We start from the raw sequence: 17,327 nt of genomic DNA on the forward strand, positions 1-17,327 counted from the left end.
TCACTTTCTAAAACAAATCTTTTTTCTTTTAAATAAGTCACTCCCTAAAGGTGCACCAGATTTCTCCATCGCTTCACATATACATAGACTTTGTTTGCGCTAATATAGTATGTTTTTCCTTCGCTATTATGAAATATACATTCAGAAAAGCGTACTTAAAAATAAGATATTATTTATAATCAAAACGTTTTCTTCAACAAGTGTTTATTGAACAATATCATAAATAATAGTTCTCTCTACTATCTCTTGGAAATTAGCATAGTTTGTATGAATTCTATATCAAGTAGAAAGCACTCTATCATATAAAGGTAAAATAGTAGGTTAATAAACAAGCCATTTTTTTATTAAAACATAGAATTATATGAACACTATTGAAAGGAGGTAGAAATGAATGTCCTGGAAAAATGATTGCTGGAGTTCTCAAAAAAAGCATTGTTGTAATGATTGGTGGAAATCTAAAGAAAAGCATCATTGTGATGATGATTGGAGTTCTCAGAAAAAGCATTGTAATGATGATTGGTGGAAATCTAAAGAAAAGTGTCATTGTGATGATGATTGGAGTTCTCAGGAAAAACATTGTAATGATGATTGGTGGAAATCTAAAGAAAAGTGTCATCGTGATGATGATTGGAGTTCTAAACGAAATAAGTGTCGTTGTAAATGTTTCTTTATTTGTTGCCATTGAAAAAAGAAAAATTGGTAATATTTTCGATGTCAACTTAAAGGTAAGAATATGTCTTTTGGAACCAATCGGGCTTTTCCGGAAAATTGATCCCACACCTACTTCCTTGCTTTCGCTGAATTTTGAGGTGGGGGCATTACTGTCCGGCAAATAGCAAGATAAATACTAGAATGTAATATATAAAAAGCTGACTGAGTATAGTCAGCTTTTTATATATTAACGCGTAAAGGTTTAAACAGACATATAAGCAGTCACGCTTTGTCATCACCTTGTTGTTGTAAATTAGTATTTCTCCGAATAAACATCCCATAATATCGTATTTAGATTAAAACTATAAAACATACTTAACACCAATAGTAGAATTTTTCTTCTTCATCAACTGCACTTCTTCTCTTTTCATAAAAATAAAAAAGGAGCACTATTTATATAGAGCTCCTTTCTAACTTTATAATTTACTAGACTGCAACCCCTGAATAAACGGAACTACTTCAGGATTCACAAGTGATGATAAATCGCCTAATTCTTTTCCTAAATAAGCGGCTTTAATGACGCGTCGCATTACTTTAGAATTACGCGTTTTCGGTAAATCTCCTACAACGTGAATATCTTTTGGACATAATGCTTTTCCAATATGAGAGTTTACTAAACTCATTAATTCTTTCTTTAATTCTTCAGTAAATGTTACATTGTCTCTTAATACTACAAAACAATGACAAACTTCACCTTTTACATCATCTGGTACTCCAATCGCGGCAGCTTCTATGACATCATTATACTTTACTAGAATAGATTCATATTCAGCAGGTCCAATGCGTTTTCCGGCAATGTTTAGCGTATCATCTGAGCGTCCTGTAATAATATATTGCTCACCATCATAAACCACCCAGTCACCATGAACCCATTTATTTTCAAAACGTGACCAATATGTGTTCACATAACGCTCATCGTCTTCCCAGAAACTTTTCGTCATACCAACCCAAGGTTTCTCTAAACATAATTCTCCAACTGCATCACGAATCGGATTGCCTTGATCATCGAGCACAACCGCAGCCATTCCTGGTAAAGAAGCGTTAAAGCTAATCGGTGCAATTGGTTTAATAAGGACGTTCCCGAAAATCCCACCAGAAATTTCAGTCCCGCCTGAATAGTTACAAATTGGTACATTACTTTTTCCAACTGTTTCAAATAGCCACATCCAAGGATCTGGATTCCAAGGCTCACCTGTTGAAGCAAATACTTCTAAACTCTTAAGTGAATGTTTATTTACATACTTATCACCTTTTGCCATTAACGCACGAATTAATGTTGGTGATATACCGAGATGTGTAATTTCATATTTATCAACTGTCTCCCATAAACGATCTGCTTCTGGGAAGTCCGGAACACCTTCATACATAACCATCGTTGCTCCATTAATGAGAGAACCAAATAGTAAAAATGGTCCCATCATCCATCCCATATCAGTTACCCATAATACGCGGTCACCTTGTTTGATATTCATTCCAAACCCCGCATCAAAAGCTGCTTTTAAAGGAAATCCAGCATGAGTGTGTACTGTCCCTTTCGGTTTTCCAGTAGTACCTGATGTATAAATGAGCATTAATGGATCATCACTATGCATTTCTTCAGCATGTACAAATGGCTTTTCTTTTTCTAACGTACTCCATGAGAAATCATAATTATGCGGTGTAAAATCATTTCCTGCATGACGCACGATAACAACTTTTTCAACAGTTGGACAATGCTCACAAGCTTTATCTACTTCATCTTTTAATGAAACAATTTTACCTCGGCGTGAAAAACCATCTGCAGTAATAATCATTTTAGACCCTGCCGCTTGTACACGTGTCATGACTGCATCAGATGCAAATCCTGAGAATATTGGTGAAATAATTGCTCCGATCTTCATAACCGCTAGCATCGCAACAACTGTTTCTGGAATCATCGGCATATAAATTGTGACACGGTCACCTTTTTCAATACCCGCATGTTTCAAACCGTTTGCAACGCGACTTACCCAGCTATCGAGTTCTTCATATGTAAATGATTTTGAAGTTCCATTTTCTCCTTCATACTGAAGTGCTGGTTGTGTTCTCGTTTCATCATCTGCAAGCCAGCGTGATAACACTGATTCTACAACGTTACATGTTCCGCCATTATACCACTGTGCAAACGGCGTACCATTTTCTAAATCTAGCACTTCTGTATAAGGTTTCATCCATTGATAGCCAACTGCTTTCTCAGCTTCTCCCCAAAACCAAGCTGTTTCTTCAATTGACTTATTATAAAACGTTTCATAATCTTCATACCCCAATGATTTCATCCAACCATATAAACGTGTTTTTTCTTTATACTCTTCTGTTGGAAACCAAACTGCTTGTTTCAATGTTTTCCCCTCCTTGGCTTTTTGAGCAAGAAAGCCCTAAATAGGGCTTTTAAACTGGATAAACAGGATGTTTACGATCCGTAAACACTTGATATTTACTCATATACATTTCGAATCGTCCTTTTAACTCTTCTCTTAAATTGTTCGGATGAACAATACCATCAATGACCATCTCTGATGCTAAATGGTAAATATCAATATCTTTCTTATACTCTTCGCGTTTTTCAGCAATAAAGCTATCACGCTCTTCTTCAGGTAAAGCTGCAATCTTATTTGCATATACAGCATTGACCGCGGCTTCTGGACCCATTACCGCAATAGAAGCTGTTGGTAATGCTAGGCAGCAATCTGGTTCAAAAGCTGGACCTGCCATCGCATATAAACCAGCACCATATGCTTTACGAACAACGATAGAAACTTTCGGTACAGTTGCTTCACTCATTGCGGAAATCATTTTTGCACCGTGACGAATAATACCAGCACGTTCTACTTTTGTACCAATCATAAATCCAGGTACATCTGCAAGGAATAGTAACGGAATATGATATGCATCGCATAAATTAATAAATTTCGCTGCTTTATCAGCTGAATCGTGGAATAATACGCCGCCTTTCATTCGCGGTTGATTTGCAATAATACCAACTGGCTTACCATCAATACGTGCTAAACCTGTAATTAGTTCTTGAGCAAATAATTTTTTCACTTCATAGAAAGAACCTTCATCAATAACTCTATTAATAAGATCTTTCATATTGAAAGGAGCATTTTGATTTTCTGGAATGATTTCTTCTAACGTTTTATCGAATTGTTTCGGTTCTTGAGGTGTAACTAATGGAGTCTTTTCTAAGTAGTTATTTGGAAAATATGAAATGTATTGTCTTGCTTGTGTAATCGCATCTTCTTCTGTCTTACATAAAACATCTCCGCATCCTGATACAGAGCAATGCATACGAGCTCCGCCCATCTCTTCTAACGTTACCTTCTCACCGATAACCATCTCAGCCATACGAGGAGATCCTAAATACATAGATGCATTTCCCTCAACCATCATTACAACGTCACAAAAGGCTGGAATGTAAGCACCACCAGCTGCAGAAGGTCCAAATAACAAGCATACTTGCGGAACTTTACCTGATAATTTCACTTGATTATAGAAGATTCTTCCTGCACCGCGGCGTCCTGGGAACATTTCAACTTGATCAGTAATACGTGCTCCAGCAGAGTCAACTAAATAAAATAATGGAACACGTAATTTTTCTGCCGTTTCTTGAATACGTAAAATCTTTTCGACTGTACGTGCGCCCCATGATCCAGCCTTTACTGTTGAATCATTTGCCATTACGCATGCTGTACGACCATGTATTTTACCCGTTGCTGTTATAACACCATCAGCGGGTAACCCTGTTTGTTCACAATTTGCAAATAATGCATCTTCTACATATTCACCATTATCAAATAAAAGAGCTAAGCGATCTCGAACGAATAGTTTACCTTTCGCTTTGTTTTGTTCATGATATTTTGGTGCGCCGCCTTGTTTAATCGTTTCAACTCGTTCTTCAAATGTATCCGATTGTTGTTTTTGATCTAACATATTTACTCCCCCTTATACATTGGTGTGCGTTTTTCCTTGAATGCCTGTAATCCTTCTAATCTATCTTTCGTATGGATTACACCTTCATACGCTTGTTTTTCCATTTGTAATCCGGTATGTAAATCAACTTGAATACCGTTTGAAATTGCTTCTTTCGCTAATCGAACAGCAATAGGACCATTACTAGCAATTTTCTCTGCTATTTCAATTGCTTTCTCTTCAAGTAAATGAGCTGGTACAACAAATTCTACTAGACCATATTCTTTCGCTTCTTGTGCTGAAATACGTCTTCCTGTATAAATTAATTCTTTCGCTCTACCAACACCAATTAATCTTGGCAATCGCTGCGTACCACCCGCTCCTGGTATAATTGCAAGTGTAGTTTCAGTAAGACCAAGACTTGCAGATTCAGCCGCAATTCTAAAATCACAAGCTAAACTTAATTCCGTACCACCACCAAGCGCGATTCCATTTATAGCAGCAATTACTGGCTGTGGTAATTGTTCAACCATTTCCATAGTAGTGCGAATCATACTAACAGCATGGCGAACTTGTTCTTCATTCATACCAGCGCGTTCTTTTAAATCAGCACCAGCACAAAACGCTTTTTCACCAGCACCTGTTAGAATAACTACACGAGTATTTGACTCTTCATTTATTTGAGTTAATATGTTTTGTAACTCTTCTAATAACGCTAAAGATAATGAGTTGGCTTGTCTTTCACGATATAACGCAATCTTTACAACATGAGGTGTTACATAATCAACTGAAATGTTTTGTAATTGTAGCATCTTCTCACCTACTTATCGTTTTATGTTGAAGCGCTCTATACACATGACTCGGTAATTGGATATTTAATTTACTTTGAATAAATTGACTCGCTCTCAATAACTTCTCTTCATCAATATTCGTTTGGACACCTAACTTATGGAGCATATGAACTAAGTCATCAGTTGCAACATTTCCTGATGCTCCTGGTGCATATGGACAACCGCCAAGACCACCACAAGAACTATCAAATGTTGTAATACCATATTCTAAAGACTTTACTACATTCGCAAGAGCCATTCCGTACGTATTATGGAAGTGCATTGCAAACTGTGAAGCATTATATTTCTTTAATAAATGCTCTAATACTCGCTCTACTTGTAAAGGATTCGCTACTCCGATTGTGTCGCCAAGAGATACTTCATAAATGCCGTATGAAAATAATTGATCACATAATTCGTCAACTGCTACGAGACTTATATCCCCTTCATAAGGACATCCAAATACAGTAGAAACATAGCCCCTTACCTTTTTCCCTTCGAATAATGCCTGTTTTGTTATATCTTCAATTACAACTAATGCTTCTTGAATTGATTTATTAATATTACTTTTATTATGAGATTCACTTGCTGATAAAAAAACATTCACCTCATCTACATTTTGCAAAAAAGCTCGTTCCAAACCATTTTGATTTGGAACAAGCGCTGCATATGTAACATTTGGATCCCTTTTCAGCTCAGAAAACACATCATTTGCATCTGCTAATGCAGGGACCCATTTAGGGTGAACGAATGAGGAAACTTCAACGTACGATAATCCAGCCTCTGTAAGTAGTTGAATCCATTTTACTTTATCTTTTGTGCCAACAATCTTTTTTTCATTTTGTAAGCCATCACGTGGCCCGACTTCTTTAATGACAGCAAAATTAGGTAGTTTCAATTCGCTTCCCCCCTATATCTCCCTATTCAATTTCTAGTAATACATCTCCTTCATTTACAAAATCGCCTTCTTGCACATTAATTTTCATAACTGTGCCAGCTTCTTCTGAAACGATTGGAATTTCCATTTTCATAGATTCCAAAATGACGACATCCTGTTCTTCCTCTACTGTATCCCCTACTCCTACAACAATCTTCCAAACGTTTCCTGCCATCGATGCATATACTTTCGTCATCATTTTTCCCCCTTAGTATTGTTAAATCTTATTTTTTAACAAGTTGTTTCGTTACAAAACCTGTTGTATAAATGCCCTCTTTAAACACTTCGTCCTCTAATACTTGAAGTAGCATTGGCGTGTTCGTCTTAATACCTTCTACTTTTAATTCTTCTAATGCATCATGTAATTTGGAAATTGCTTCTTCACGCGTTTCACCATGAGCAATGACTTTCGCAATCATTGGATCATAGAAAGGTGTAATCGTTACTTGATTCTCCAAAAAGTGATCGATACGTACATTTGTTGGAAGCGTTAAATCTGTAATTTTCCCAGGTGATGGGAAGAAAGTTTTCGGATCTTCTGCATAAATACGTGCCTCGATGGCATGACCACTACGTTTTACATCATCTTGTGTAAACGATAATTTTTCACCATATGCAATTAGAAGTTGTTGTTCTACAAGATCTAAACCAGTAATTTCTTCTGTAACTGGATGCTCTACTTGTAATCTCGTATTCATCTCTAAAAAATAGAAGTTTTTCTGATCATCTACAAGAAACTCAACTGTACCTGCATTTGTATAACCAAGTGCTTTAGCAGCTTGTACAGCAACTTCACCCATCGCTTTTCGTGTACCTTCATCTAAAAATGGTGAAGGTGCTTCTTCAATTACTTTCTGATTTCGGCGCTGTACTGAACATTCACGCTCCCATAAATACACTGTGTTACCATGTGTATCTGCTAAAAGTTGAATTTCAATATGATGTGCATCTGCAATATAGCGCTCTAAATACATTTCTCCGTTACCGAAGAAGTTTTGTGCTCTTGTTTTGTTGCTTTCAAATGCTTTGGTGAGCGTTTGCTCAGTTTCCATCAACTGCATTCCAATGCCTCCGCCGCCTGCGGATGCCTTCAACATTAATGGGTAACCAATTTGTTTAGCAATTTCAATTGCTTCTTCAGCAGTTTCAATATTTGTAGTAATACCTGGAACTACTGGGACATCTGCAGCTTGCATCGCAATACGTGATTCGATTTTACTTCCCATCTTCGTAATGATTTCTTCTGATGGACCGATAAATACGATTCCTTCTTCTTTACAACGAACCGGAAAAGATGGATTCTCAGATAATAATCCATATCCTGGATGGATTGCTTCAGCATTTGTCTTCTTAGCGATTTCAATAATTTTTTCAAGGTTTAAATAGCTTTCTTGGACACGCGGCCCACCTACTAAGTAAGCTTCATTTGCCATTTTTACATGCAAGGCATTTTCATCTGCCTCAGAATAAATAGCAACAGTGCGAATGCCAAGTTTTTGACAAGTTTTCATAATACGAACTGCGATTTCCCCGCGATTAGCAATTAATATTTTTTGAAACATAGTGATTCCTCCTTTTTATCTACATCCTAAATGTCTAGCAATTACGAGACGTTGAATTTCAGAAGTTCCTTCACCAATTTCTAATAGTTTTGCATCACGAATATGTCGTTCTACTTCATATTCACGCATATAGCCGTATCCACCGTGAATTTGTACCGCTTGATTTGCAATGCGACTAGCAGCCTCAGATGCGAAAAGTTTTGCCATAGCCGCTTCTTTACCGAAAGGTTTATCGTTATCTTTTAACCAAGCTGCTTTATGTACTAAATTACGCGCTAGCTCTACTTCAGTCGCCATATCAGCTAATTTAAATTGAATCGCTTGGAAATTAGAAATTGACTTTCCAAATTGTTGACGTTCTTTCGCATATTGCAGTGCACGTTCAAATGCAGATTGCGCAATACCAACAGCTAATGCTGCGATTGAAATACGTCCTCCATCAAGTGTATATAAGAATTGTTTAAATCCTTTATTTACATCACCAAGTATGTTTTCTTTCGGTACTCGTACACTATCAAGTACGATTTCACATGTATTAGAAGCACGTACGCCCATCTTATCGTAAGGGCTTGAAATCGTTAACCCTTCACTAGTAGTCGGTACGATAAATGCAGAAATACGTTTTCTACCATTCTCTTCAACACCGTTGACAGCGGTTACAATAATTGTGTTTGCATACTCTGCATTTGTAATCCAACACTTCTCACCACTAATAACATACTCGTCTCCATCTAATATAGCTTTCGTTTGTGTACCACCTGCATCAGATCCAGCATTCGGCTCAGTTAGTCCGAAAGCACCTAACGTTTTGCCTGATGCCATTGGAACTAAATATTTCTGTTTTTGTTCTTCTGTACCGAAATAATAAATTGGAGAAGCACCTAATGAAATTGTTGCAGCGTAACTTAATCCTGTTCCACCACAAGCACGACCAATTTCTTCAACTGCTAACGCGTACGATACAGTATCGCCACCTGAACCTCCATACTCTTCTGGGAATGGGATACCTAATAATCCTAGTTCGCCCATTTTTTGAAATGTTTCATATGGAAATTCTGCAGTTTTGTCATAATATACAGCTTTCGGTGCGATTTCCTTTTCAGCAAAGTCACGTACCATTTCTTTAATCATTTGTTTTTCGCGAGTTAGAGTAAATTCCATTCCGCTACACACCCCTTATCGAATATTGAGTTTCGACAGCGTGCGAGTTTCTACTACAAACATTACGAATGAAAAGACAAGAATATTAGTTAGATAATTGTTATAATTCTGTCATAATTTAATTTTAAAACAGATTCTGTACTAATGCACAAAAAAATTCCTACATTGTTCTACAACAACATAGGAGTTTTATTGTCGAATTATGTAATTTTTTGTTTAATAATCTCTACCTTTACCTGAATCTGAAATCTCTACCAAAGCTTCAGGATATGGTTCGAAATATGTTTGTCTTAATAAATACTTTTCATCAAATCGAAGAGCCCATGATTTTAAAATTGCAAGTAAGCTACTAAGCGGAATTTTCTTTTCTTTATATTTTTGTATCAGATCTAAAAAATGATCTTTTTCTTGTTTTTTCAGCTTTGTTTTAAAGTATCCAAAAATATGCTCACATACATTTACATTCGATGTATAGCGGGGTGTGCGCATAAATAATTCATATAAAGTCTTCTCATAGTTTTCAAATACAACTTCAATCTTTTCATTTTTGTGATTTGCAATAATACGTCCTAATTCCTTTTGTTTTACCTGATTATATGCCATAAATAAATATTTATTATCCGATTGAAATGATACGAGGTCTTTCATATTTTTATTCCGTTTCATCATCTTGTAATATGCGATTGTAAATAACCTTGTAAAGAAATGTTCTCTAATAATAAAATTCGACAATCTACCTTCTTCTTCAATTGGAAGATGCGAAAAATTTTTTATTACTGCTCCGCCAAATAAACCAGGTCCCTTTCCTTTTGCTGGTGCTTTTTCAAAACCAGAATAAATTTTCACATCACGCGTACCACAACTTGGCGAACGATTCTTTAAAATAAAACCATCCACATCTGATATCGTTTGTAAAAAGTCATTTGAAAACTGCTCCATTTTTTCAGTTACATCTTCTCGTGTCGACGGTTGCACAAGTCTATTCACACCATTTTCTTCTACAATTCGTATCGTTTCACGAGGAGTCCCCAATCCAATCTCGACTTCTGGACAAACAGGTATAAATGTAACAAATGGCTGTAAGTTTCGTATTGTTACATCCGGAATCATCTCTCCATTATAACGACAAGCATCAAATTCTAAACATTTACTTACAACAATTGTTGGTTTTGCGAATTGTCGCATTTCATTACCTCCTTTGTACTAGTCCGTACTATATAAATTGTACTAAGTTTAGTATCGTAATCAAAGTTTGTTTTATTTATATTTTAATGCACATATCCAATGCCATTTTAACAGTTATTTAGCTCTACGACGTAAAGATGTTCGATTTAAAATCATGGTTTGATACTATCACAAATGAATAATGCACAAAAGAGTTGGAGAATGTAATACGTAAGAAAGGAGGGAAATTTATGAAGAAAAAATTATCATCTATTTTAAGTGTTTTAGCACTATCTATTATGTTTTTAGGTACATCTGCCCAAGCTGAATACGATGGAAATCATATGAATAGAGTTAATAACACTGATATTTCAACTCGAGTTAATGACAATAACTTAGACAGAGTTAATAATGATGTGAGAACTCGAAATGTAAATACGACAAATGATTTAAATGATAATCGTGATAGAAATAATAATTGGGCTTGGCTCGGTTTATTAGGACTAGCAGGATTATTAGGTCTTAGAAGAAGAGACAAAGAAGTACGTTAATCTAGAATGTTTTTCGTAAACAAGTACTTATTTATCAAAAATATATAATGGATATAAATCGCCTTTTTAAAGGCGATTTATCATTCCACTTAAATTGGAAAGCATGTGATTCACACTTCAACGATTAAATTCTTGGTGTTAATCCGTACAATATAAATTGAATCGTATTTTCAATTTCTGCTTCATCATCCCATTTTTCTTCAGGCAATAATAAAAATCGTGTTAATAATAAACCTAATACAGCTGATAAAGTAAGTCGTAAAACAGCAGTTGGGGGCATTTCAATAATTTCCCCTTCTTCTTGAAACTTTGCAATCAACTTTTTAAAATGTGAAAATAATTCTGTTTCAACTAACTGTTGTATTTCATTTTTCAGTTCCGGCTGAAATGGTACTTCTTGAATTAATATTTTTATCATTGGAAAATGCTTTTTTGCAAATTCAAATCTATTATGAATAACAACTCTTAGAAGCCCTTCATATGATTCATGCTCTAATTTAAATATTTCCTTTGCGAATGCTTGTACGAAAAATGGTGCAGCAAACTTCGTTAATGTCGGCATAACGACTGCTAACAATAAATCTTTTTTCGTTTTATAGTAGCGGAAGATTGTTCCTTCCGCTACACCAGCCCGCTTTGCAATTTCACTTGTTGAAGTTGAAGCGTAGCCTTTTTCTCCAAACATATCAACAGCCGCCTCTAATATACGCATTTGACGTTCATTTCGTTTATCCGTATTAGTTGCAACAATTAATTCTTCTAGCCAATCTTTCTGCATTTATAAAGCTCCTTTTTGTCATTATTATATTTTGCGATGTTTCTTTAAAGCAAATACATTTCCTACTGCAAATAATAGTGAAAAAAGTAATAATACAGTAAGATCTAATGCAATCTCTGTAAATCCTTGATTTCGAATCATCACTTGTCTCATTGCGTCAGCGCCATATGTGAGCGGAAATAACTTTCCTAACATTTGAAGCCACTTATTCATAGATTCAATTGGAAACAAACCAGAAAAGAAAATTTGTGGCACAATGACAAGCGGTATAAACTGGATCATTTGAAATTCATTATTTGCGTACGCTGATAAAAACGTCCCTAAAGTTAATGCCGTTAAAGAAAGCATACATGTAATAAGTAGGGTTAGCCATATGGAACCAGCTACATACAAATCTAAAATGTAAACGGAAAAACTTACGATACTAATAGATTGTATAAAGGCAAAGATTCCAAAACCAATAATATACCCTGCGACTATTTCCCATCTTCTTACTGGAGTGGATAATAACCTTTCTAACGTACCACTTAAACGTTCTCTTACGAAAGACACCCCTGATAAAATGAATACAAAGAAAAATGTAAAGAAACCGATTAATACAGGACCAAGCCCATCAAACATTGTAAAGTCTTTAGAGCCATGTAAATAATTCACTTCAGGTTTCATTATCGAAACATCGTTCTTCTCTGTACTTTTTTGTAATATTTGAAGTACAGCACGATTTTTTGACGAATCACTACCTTCTAATACAATATTCATTTTTCCATTTTCTAAACGAATTACTGCATCTACCATTTGATTTTCTAGCTCAGACATTGCCTTTTCTTTACTATATTCATAAATTGACACTTCCTGATTTTTCATCACTTTTACTACCTGAGCCGGCATATCAACAACTGCGATATGCGGTACATAGTCTTTTTGTGTAAACACTAGCGATAATAACCAAAGTAATAACATAGGTGCTCCAAACATCATGGCTAACGAACGCTTATCTCGAAAAAATTGGCGAATAATACGAATAATTACACCAGTAACTCTCATGATAGGGCCACCTCTTCCAACAAAAAGACATCTTCAATCCGTCCTGATGATACCAGATTTTTCAATTCTTCAGGCGCTCCAGTCGCAACTAGCTTTCCTTCTCTAATTAACCCTAGACGCTCACAAAACTCAGCTTCATCCATAATGTGTGTCGTTACAATTATCGTTGTACCTTTCTTTTTCAAATCATAAAATGTTTCCCAAATCGTTTTTCTAAGAAGTGGATCTATCCCCACTGTTGGCTCATCTAAAATTAATATTTCAGGTTCATGAATGAGTGCTATTGCTAATGCTAAACGCTTCTTCATACCACCCGAAAAATGCTGTACTTGCTTTTTCATATGTTGTGATAATTGAACAAGATCAAAAGCCTCTTCAATTCTTTCTTTTTTATGCTTTCCCTTTAATCCATACATTGTTGCCATAAAATCTGCATTTTCATATGCTGATAATTCTTCATATAATGCATCAGCCTGAGCCATATAACCAATTCTTTTCATTTCATTTAAATTAGGCATGTTCGTGTTGTAAACAAACACCTCACCTTTAGTCGGCTCATTAATACCAGCAATCAATTTAATAAGTGTCGTTTTCCCTGAACCAGAAGGCCCAACTAAACCAAATATCTCTGCTTTTTCAACTTGTAATGAAAGATTGTGTAAAACTTCTTTTTTTCCAAAACTTTTTGATACAGTCCGTAAAATAATGGCAGGTTGCTGCACGTATTCTTCCCCCTTTTTCAAAATGAGTGAGTACTCACTTTTATTTTACTCTTGCGTAATTATATGTCAAACTTCATTGATTAGTATGGTTTTCCGTCAACAATATTAAACAATGAAACAGAGTCGACATTAGAATATCCTTTCTTAAAGTCGACTCTGTTTCATTTAAATTATATAATTTGCTTTACGTTTTTAAATTCATATATTTCCTAATTCTAGCAACATCTAAAGAATATTCGATAACTAATTGCTGTAACGGTAAAATAACTGTGTCAGGATATAAATGTGCATATTGTAATGTTTCCGCATATTTTTCTAACCTTTTTTCTAAATACTTTATAATTTGATCAGGATGACTTACTAATAAACATTTGCAATAATAATGTATTTGTTCCTCAATCGCCGTATATTCTTCAATTTCATATTCTTTATGCATGTGTACACCCCTTTAAGTTTTTTCACATGAGTTACTTATCACATTTTTCACTCGACTAATTTTTAAGTTTTTTGATTATTTACACTATAACAAACTCTTCGGGTCAAATTTTGTTACTTTATGTAACGTAGAAAATTTTTAACAAAATTGTAATGTTAACTTGTATAAAATGCATATGTCCTATTTTTTCTGTATAGAAAAGTCGTACAGTTCAATTTAACTGTACGACTACAAGTTCTGGCCTATTAAAAATTCTTTGCGGAATGATACTATTACCTAATCCTATACTCACTACCATAGACGTATTTTGTTTTTTTATATAAACCGACTGTATATTTAGGTAAAACACCTTGATTTGGAGCCACTAATTTGCTGATAAATAGTAACTAAATTGTCCACCCTGAGCGTGTCCTGATAAAACTATATCTAGTTGCTTCTGAATAAATTTAGGTCTATAGAATAAATTATCTATTTCTCCTATTTGTAGATATACTCCTATGTAATCCGTAATTTTCCTTATCGGATAAATTAAAAAAATTATTTCCCTACACATTGAGATTACAAGTTGTATAAGGAAGCTCTTCTTTTTTCCATGCAAGAAATCCTCCCTTTAGATTAACCACTTCCTTTATACCAGCTCTTTGTAAAATACTAGCTGCTATAGCGGAACGCAATCCGGTTCGACATTGTAAAACGATTGAGCAATCCTTTGGTATACAATCTAGCTGCTTAAATAGATTTCCTAAAGGGATATGTATTGCATCATAAAGATGTCCTTCCTTCCACTCTTTTTTACTACGCACGTCGATTACCTTAACGCTTCCATCTTTTATATGTGGATATAATTCAATTGATGTTTTTTCTTTGTAACTTTCAAACCTATCAAGTCTTTGTATAACTTGTAAGGGTGCAAAAGCAATAATATTATCTAGCCCAATAGATTCAAAGTCTCTAATAACCTCCTCAACTCTAACTTTTTCCTCATCTAGAATGATTATAGTTTCTGTTTTATAATCTAGTAACCATCCACACCAGGTTGTAAAGGAATTGTTATACGGTATGTTAATTGATTTCTCGATGTGACCAGAAGCAAAACTCTCTACATCCCTTATATCAACTATTTGCTGAACACTCCTCATAACTTCTTGAAGTTCTTTTACTGTTTTAATAGCAAAAACTTCTCTCTTCTTACGAATTGGTGGACCGTACTTATTTAAATCCTTCATTAATGAAAAATATTTTGGAGGCTCTGGCTGTCCCGTCAATAAAGTCGATACAAAATCACTTTCTTCATTACACTGAAATGCCCAATTGAACATCTTTTCATAACCTAATGTAGAAGTTGGAATTGCTCCTAATGCTTTTCCACATGCGCTTCCTGCACGATGTGATGGCCATATCTGCAAATAATCAGGGAGTATTTTTATTTTTTGTATAGAATTAAATAATTGTTTCGCTCCTATTTTTGCAGTATCTTTCATACCTACAGCGGTTTCTAATAAGTCCGGCCTTCCTATATCTCCTACAAAAATAAAATCACCTGTGAATATTCCTATTGGCTTATCATTCGTATAATTATTTTGACTTGTATCAGTTACTAAAAAAGAAATACTTTCAGGCGTATGCCCTGGCGTGTGCATTACATTAAATTTTATATGACCTACTTTAAACTCTGAGCCCTCTCTAACTAATTTGTATCGACCTTCGTTAAGATATTGATATTTCCAATCACAATCCCCTTCATCAGATACATATAAATTGGCATGATAAAGAGTAGAAAGTTCTCTAGACCCAGAAAGAAAATCTGCATGAATGTGAGTTTCAGCCGCAGCTATTACTTCCATCCCCTCTTTCTTAGCAAACTCTATATATTGTTCTATATAGCGACCCGGGTCTATTACAATTGCTACACCTTCCTTCTGACAACCTACTAAATAGGAAGCATGTGCTAATTTTTCATCATAAAAATATTTTAAAAGCATAGCTATTCCCTCCAATTAGTTATTTCAAATTGCTTTTCAATTTTAATTTTTATAACCACTCTCTCTTTTCTCTTATAGGATCCCTTTCAACATAAAATTCCAATACATATAGGGCAACATATATCTTTTTAGTAAAAACATACTATACCGTTCTTTCGCTTGATTAAATGGAAACGTTTCTTGAGGCTCATGTTTATAGTTAAATTCAGCGAGTATCAGACTTTTATAACCAGTAATAATCGGACAAGATGTATACCCATCATATTTAGCCTGCAAGTCTCTTCCGTTAAGTACGTCCATAATATTTTGTTTTAAGATAGGTATTTGTTTTCGAATTGCCGCTCCAGTTTTAGAGGTGGGTAAATTGGTACAATCTCCAAGTCCGAAAATATTCTTATACTGCACATGTTGTAAAGTATAAGGGTTTATATCTACCCACCCCTGAGAATCACTTATTTCACTCTCTTTCATAAAATTAGGTGGCCCCATTGGTGGAACAACATGGATCATACTGTATGGTACAGTTTCTCTTTTCAGTGTTTGTGTATCTTCAAAAATTGCTTCTCTCTTTTCGGCAATAATTTCTACTAAGTTTTTATTATAATTTGTTATAATTTGCTTTCTTTCTAGTACTTGCTCTAATGTATTAGCATATCGTGGAACCTGAAATATGTTTGCGTTCGCGGTATAAAACATTACTTTACTTTTGTTTCTTACACCGTTATTAGAAAAATACTCTTCTGCTAAATACATAATCTTTTGTGGGGCACCACCGCATTTAATAGGAGTATTGGGGTGGGTAAAAACCGCATTTCCTCCTTTAAATTTTTTAATTTCTTTCCAAGTAGAATCAACATATTTATAAGAGTAATTGCTACAAACCCCATTAGTCCCAATAGACTCTTTTAAACCTTTAATACCGTCCCAATTTATTTGTATACCGGCTGCTACAATAAGAATTTCATACTCAAGCAGCAGTCCATCATCTAAAAGTAGCTTATTTTCATCCGGAAACAACTTAATAACACTTTTAGGGATCCATGTTGCCCCTTTTGGAATAAGCAATTCTTGATCACGCATCGTAATTTCCTTTGAAACAATTCCTCCCCCCACTAAACTCCATAGTGGTTGAAAGAAATGTTTTTTTGACGGATCAATAATTGCAATACTTTCTTTCAATAGGGGTACATTTCGTAACAAATGTGCAGTAGAAGATATTCCAGCAGTCCCAGCACCAATTACAATAATTTTATAACTATCTCTGGTCTTCATTATCCTCTTCCTATCTAAAATTGATTTTTAAAATAACTATTTAGTAGCCTTATTTTCATCGTAATAACATTATTATAATTTAAAAACACCATGTATTTATTTGATTAAAATGAAAATTTTGTTAATTTAGCTGTCAATATTACTTTATGCGTAAATCTCCTATGTTACTTCCATCTTTTATATTTCTCAATGCTAGTCTTCTTCCTATCTTACTTTAATTACAAATTCTCTCTAAGCTCAAATCTATCTT

At 34.8% G+C, this 17,327-nt stretch carries 16 protein-coding genes and 1 pseudogene; 2 read left to right on the plus strand and 15 right to left on the minus strand.

Annotated features, from left to right (window positions below; translation table 11 throughout):
* The first annotated feature begins 404 nt into the window (after positions 1-404).
* Entirely contained in the window at positions 405-836 is a 432-nt protein-coding gene (locus AC0NJG_RS01820) for a hypothetical protein (RefSeq protein WP_474062795.1), read from the plus strand.
* A gap of 291 nt (positions 837-1,127) precedes the next feature.
* Here the strand turns inward: AC0NJG_RS01820 and AC0NJG_RS01825 are convergent, their stop codons facing one another.
* From AC0NJG_RS01825 to AC0NJG_RS01860, 8 genes are all read right to left on the minus strand, one after another.
* Entirely contained in the window at positions 1,128-3,068 is a 1,941-nt protein-coding gene (locus AC0NJG_RS01825) for an AMP-binding protein (RefSeq protein ID WP_087996954.1), read from the minus strand.
* Positions 3,069-3,117: 49 nt separating this feature from the next.
* Positions 3,118-4,659: an acyl-CoA carboxylase subunit beta gene (locus tag AC0NJG_RS01830; protein ID WP_087953714.1), complete on the minus strand. Its 1,542-nt coding sequence runs from the start codon at positions 4,657-4,659 to the stop codon at positions 3,118-3,120.
* 2 nt (positions 4,660-4,661) lie between these two features.
* The gene (locus AC0NJG_RS01835; protein ID WP_087953715.1) at positions 4,662-5,450 is read right to left on the minus strand and encodes an enoyl-CoA hydratase; all 789 of its coding nucleotides are present in this window, start codon (positions 5,448-5,450) and stop codon (positions 4,662-4,664) included.
* Positions 5,451-5,454: 4 nt separating this feature from the next.
* Entirely contained in the window at positions 5,455-6,366 is a 912-nt protein-coding gene (mvaB, locus tag AC0NJG_RS01840; RefSeq protein WP_087953716.1) for a hydroxymethylglutaryl-CoA lyase, read from the minus strand.
* A gap of 22 nt (positions 6,367-6,388) precedes the next feature.
* Positions 6,389-6,604 carry an acetyl-CoA carboxylase biotin carboxyl carrier protein subunit gene (locus AC0NJG_RS01845; protein WP_001985297.1) on the minus strand — a complete coding sequence of 72 codons (216 nt, stop codon included), beginning with the start codon at positions 6,602-6,604 and terminating at the stop codon, positions 6,389-6,391.
* Between the two features lie 25 nt (positions 6,605-6,629).
* On the minus strand, positions 6,630-7,967 hold the full coding sequence (locus tag AC0NJG_RS01850; protein ID WP_087953717.1) for an acetyl-CoA carboxylase biotin carboxylase subunit: 1,338 nt from the start codon (positions 7,965-7,967) through the stop codon (positions 6,630-6,632).
* Between the two features lie 15 nt (positions 7,968-7,982).
* Complete coding sequence (locus AC0NJG_RS01855; protein WP_087953718.1) at positions 7,983-9,128, minus strand: acyl-CoA dehydrogenase; 1,146 nt, start codon at positions 9,126-9,128, stop codon at positions 7,983-7,985.
* A 216-nt stretch (positions 9,129-9,344) separates the two neighbouring features.
* Entirely contained in the window at positions 9,345-10,313 is a 969-nt protein-coding gene (locus AC0NJG_RS01860) for a YbgA family protein (RefSeq protein WP_087953719.1), read from the minus strand.
* 230 nt (positions 10,314-10,543) lie between these two features.
* Between AC0NJG_RS01860 and AC0NJG_RS01865 the strand changes: the two genes are divergently transcribed.
* A complete protein-coding gene (locus tag AC0NJG_RS01865; RefSeq protein WP_000728148.1) occupies positions 10,544-10,843 on the plus strand; it encodes a WGxxGxxG family protein in 300 nt (99 codons plus the stop codon).
* A gap of 124 nt (positions 10,844-10,967) precedes the next feature.
* On the opposite strand, the gene AC0NJG_RS01870 is transcribed toward AC0NJG_RS01865, so the two are convergent.
* From AC0NJG_RS01870 to AC0NJG_RS01900, 7 genes and pseudogenes are all read right to left on the minus strand, one after another.
* Positions 10,968-11,621: a TetR/AcrR family transcriptional regulator gene (locus tag AC0NJG_RS01870; protein ID WP_087953720.1), complete on the minus strand. Its 654-nt coding sequence runs from the start codon at positions 11,619-11,621 to the stop codon at positions 10,968-10,970.
* Between the two features lie 24 nt (positions 11,622-11,645).
* Positions 11,646-12,665 carry an ABC transporter permease gene (locus tag AC0NJG_RS01875; protein ID WP_143881133.1) on the minus strand — a complete coding sequence of 340 codons (1,020 nt, stop codon included), beginning with the start codon at positions 12,663-12,665 and terminating at the stop codon, positions 11,646-11,648.
* Positions 12,662-13,387 (minus strand): ABC transporter ATP-binding protein, encoded by a 726-nt coding sequence (locus AC0NJG_RS01880; RefSeq protein ID WP_088328290.1) that lies wholly within the window; start codon positions 13,385-13,387, stop codon positions 12,662-12,664. The genes AC0NJG_RS01875 and AC0NJG_RS01880 overlap by 4 nt, the downstream gene beginning before the upstream one ends.
* Positions 13,388-13,571: 184 nt before the next feature.
* Positions 13,572-13,823, minus strand: a complete 252-nt coding sequence (locus tag AC0NJG_RS01885) for a hypothetical protein (RefSeq protein ID WP_000548621.1) — start codon at positions 13,821-13,823, stop codon at positions 13,572-13,574.
* A gap of 211 nt (positions 13,824-14,034) precedes the next feature.
* Positions 14,035-14,286: pseudogene (locus AC0NJG_RS01890) on the minus strand (metallophosphoesterase); the annotation flags it as partial.
* Positions 14,287-14,368: 82 nt separating this feature from the next.
* Complete coding sequence (locus tag AC0NJG_RS01895) at positions 14,369-15,805, minus strand: MBL fold metallo-hydrolase (protein WP_143881132.1); 1,437 nt, start codon at positions 15,803-15,805, stop codon at positions 14,369-14,371.
* Positions 15,806-15,877: 72 nt separating this feature from the next.
* A complete protein-coding gene (locus AC0NJG_RS01900; protein WP_088328291.1) occupies positions 15,878-17,077 on the minus strand; it encodes an FAD/NAD(P)-binding oxidoreductase in 1,200 nt (399 codons plus the stop codon).
* Between the last annotated feature and the right edge of the window lie 250 nt (positions 17,078-17,327).

This window comes from Bacillus sp. SSR7, from assembly GCF_055902415.1.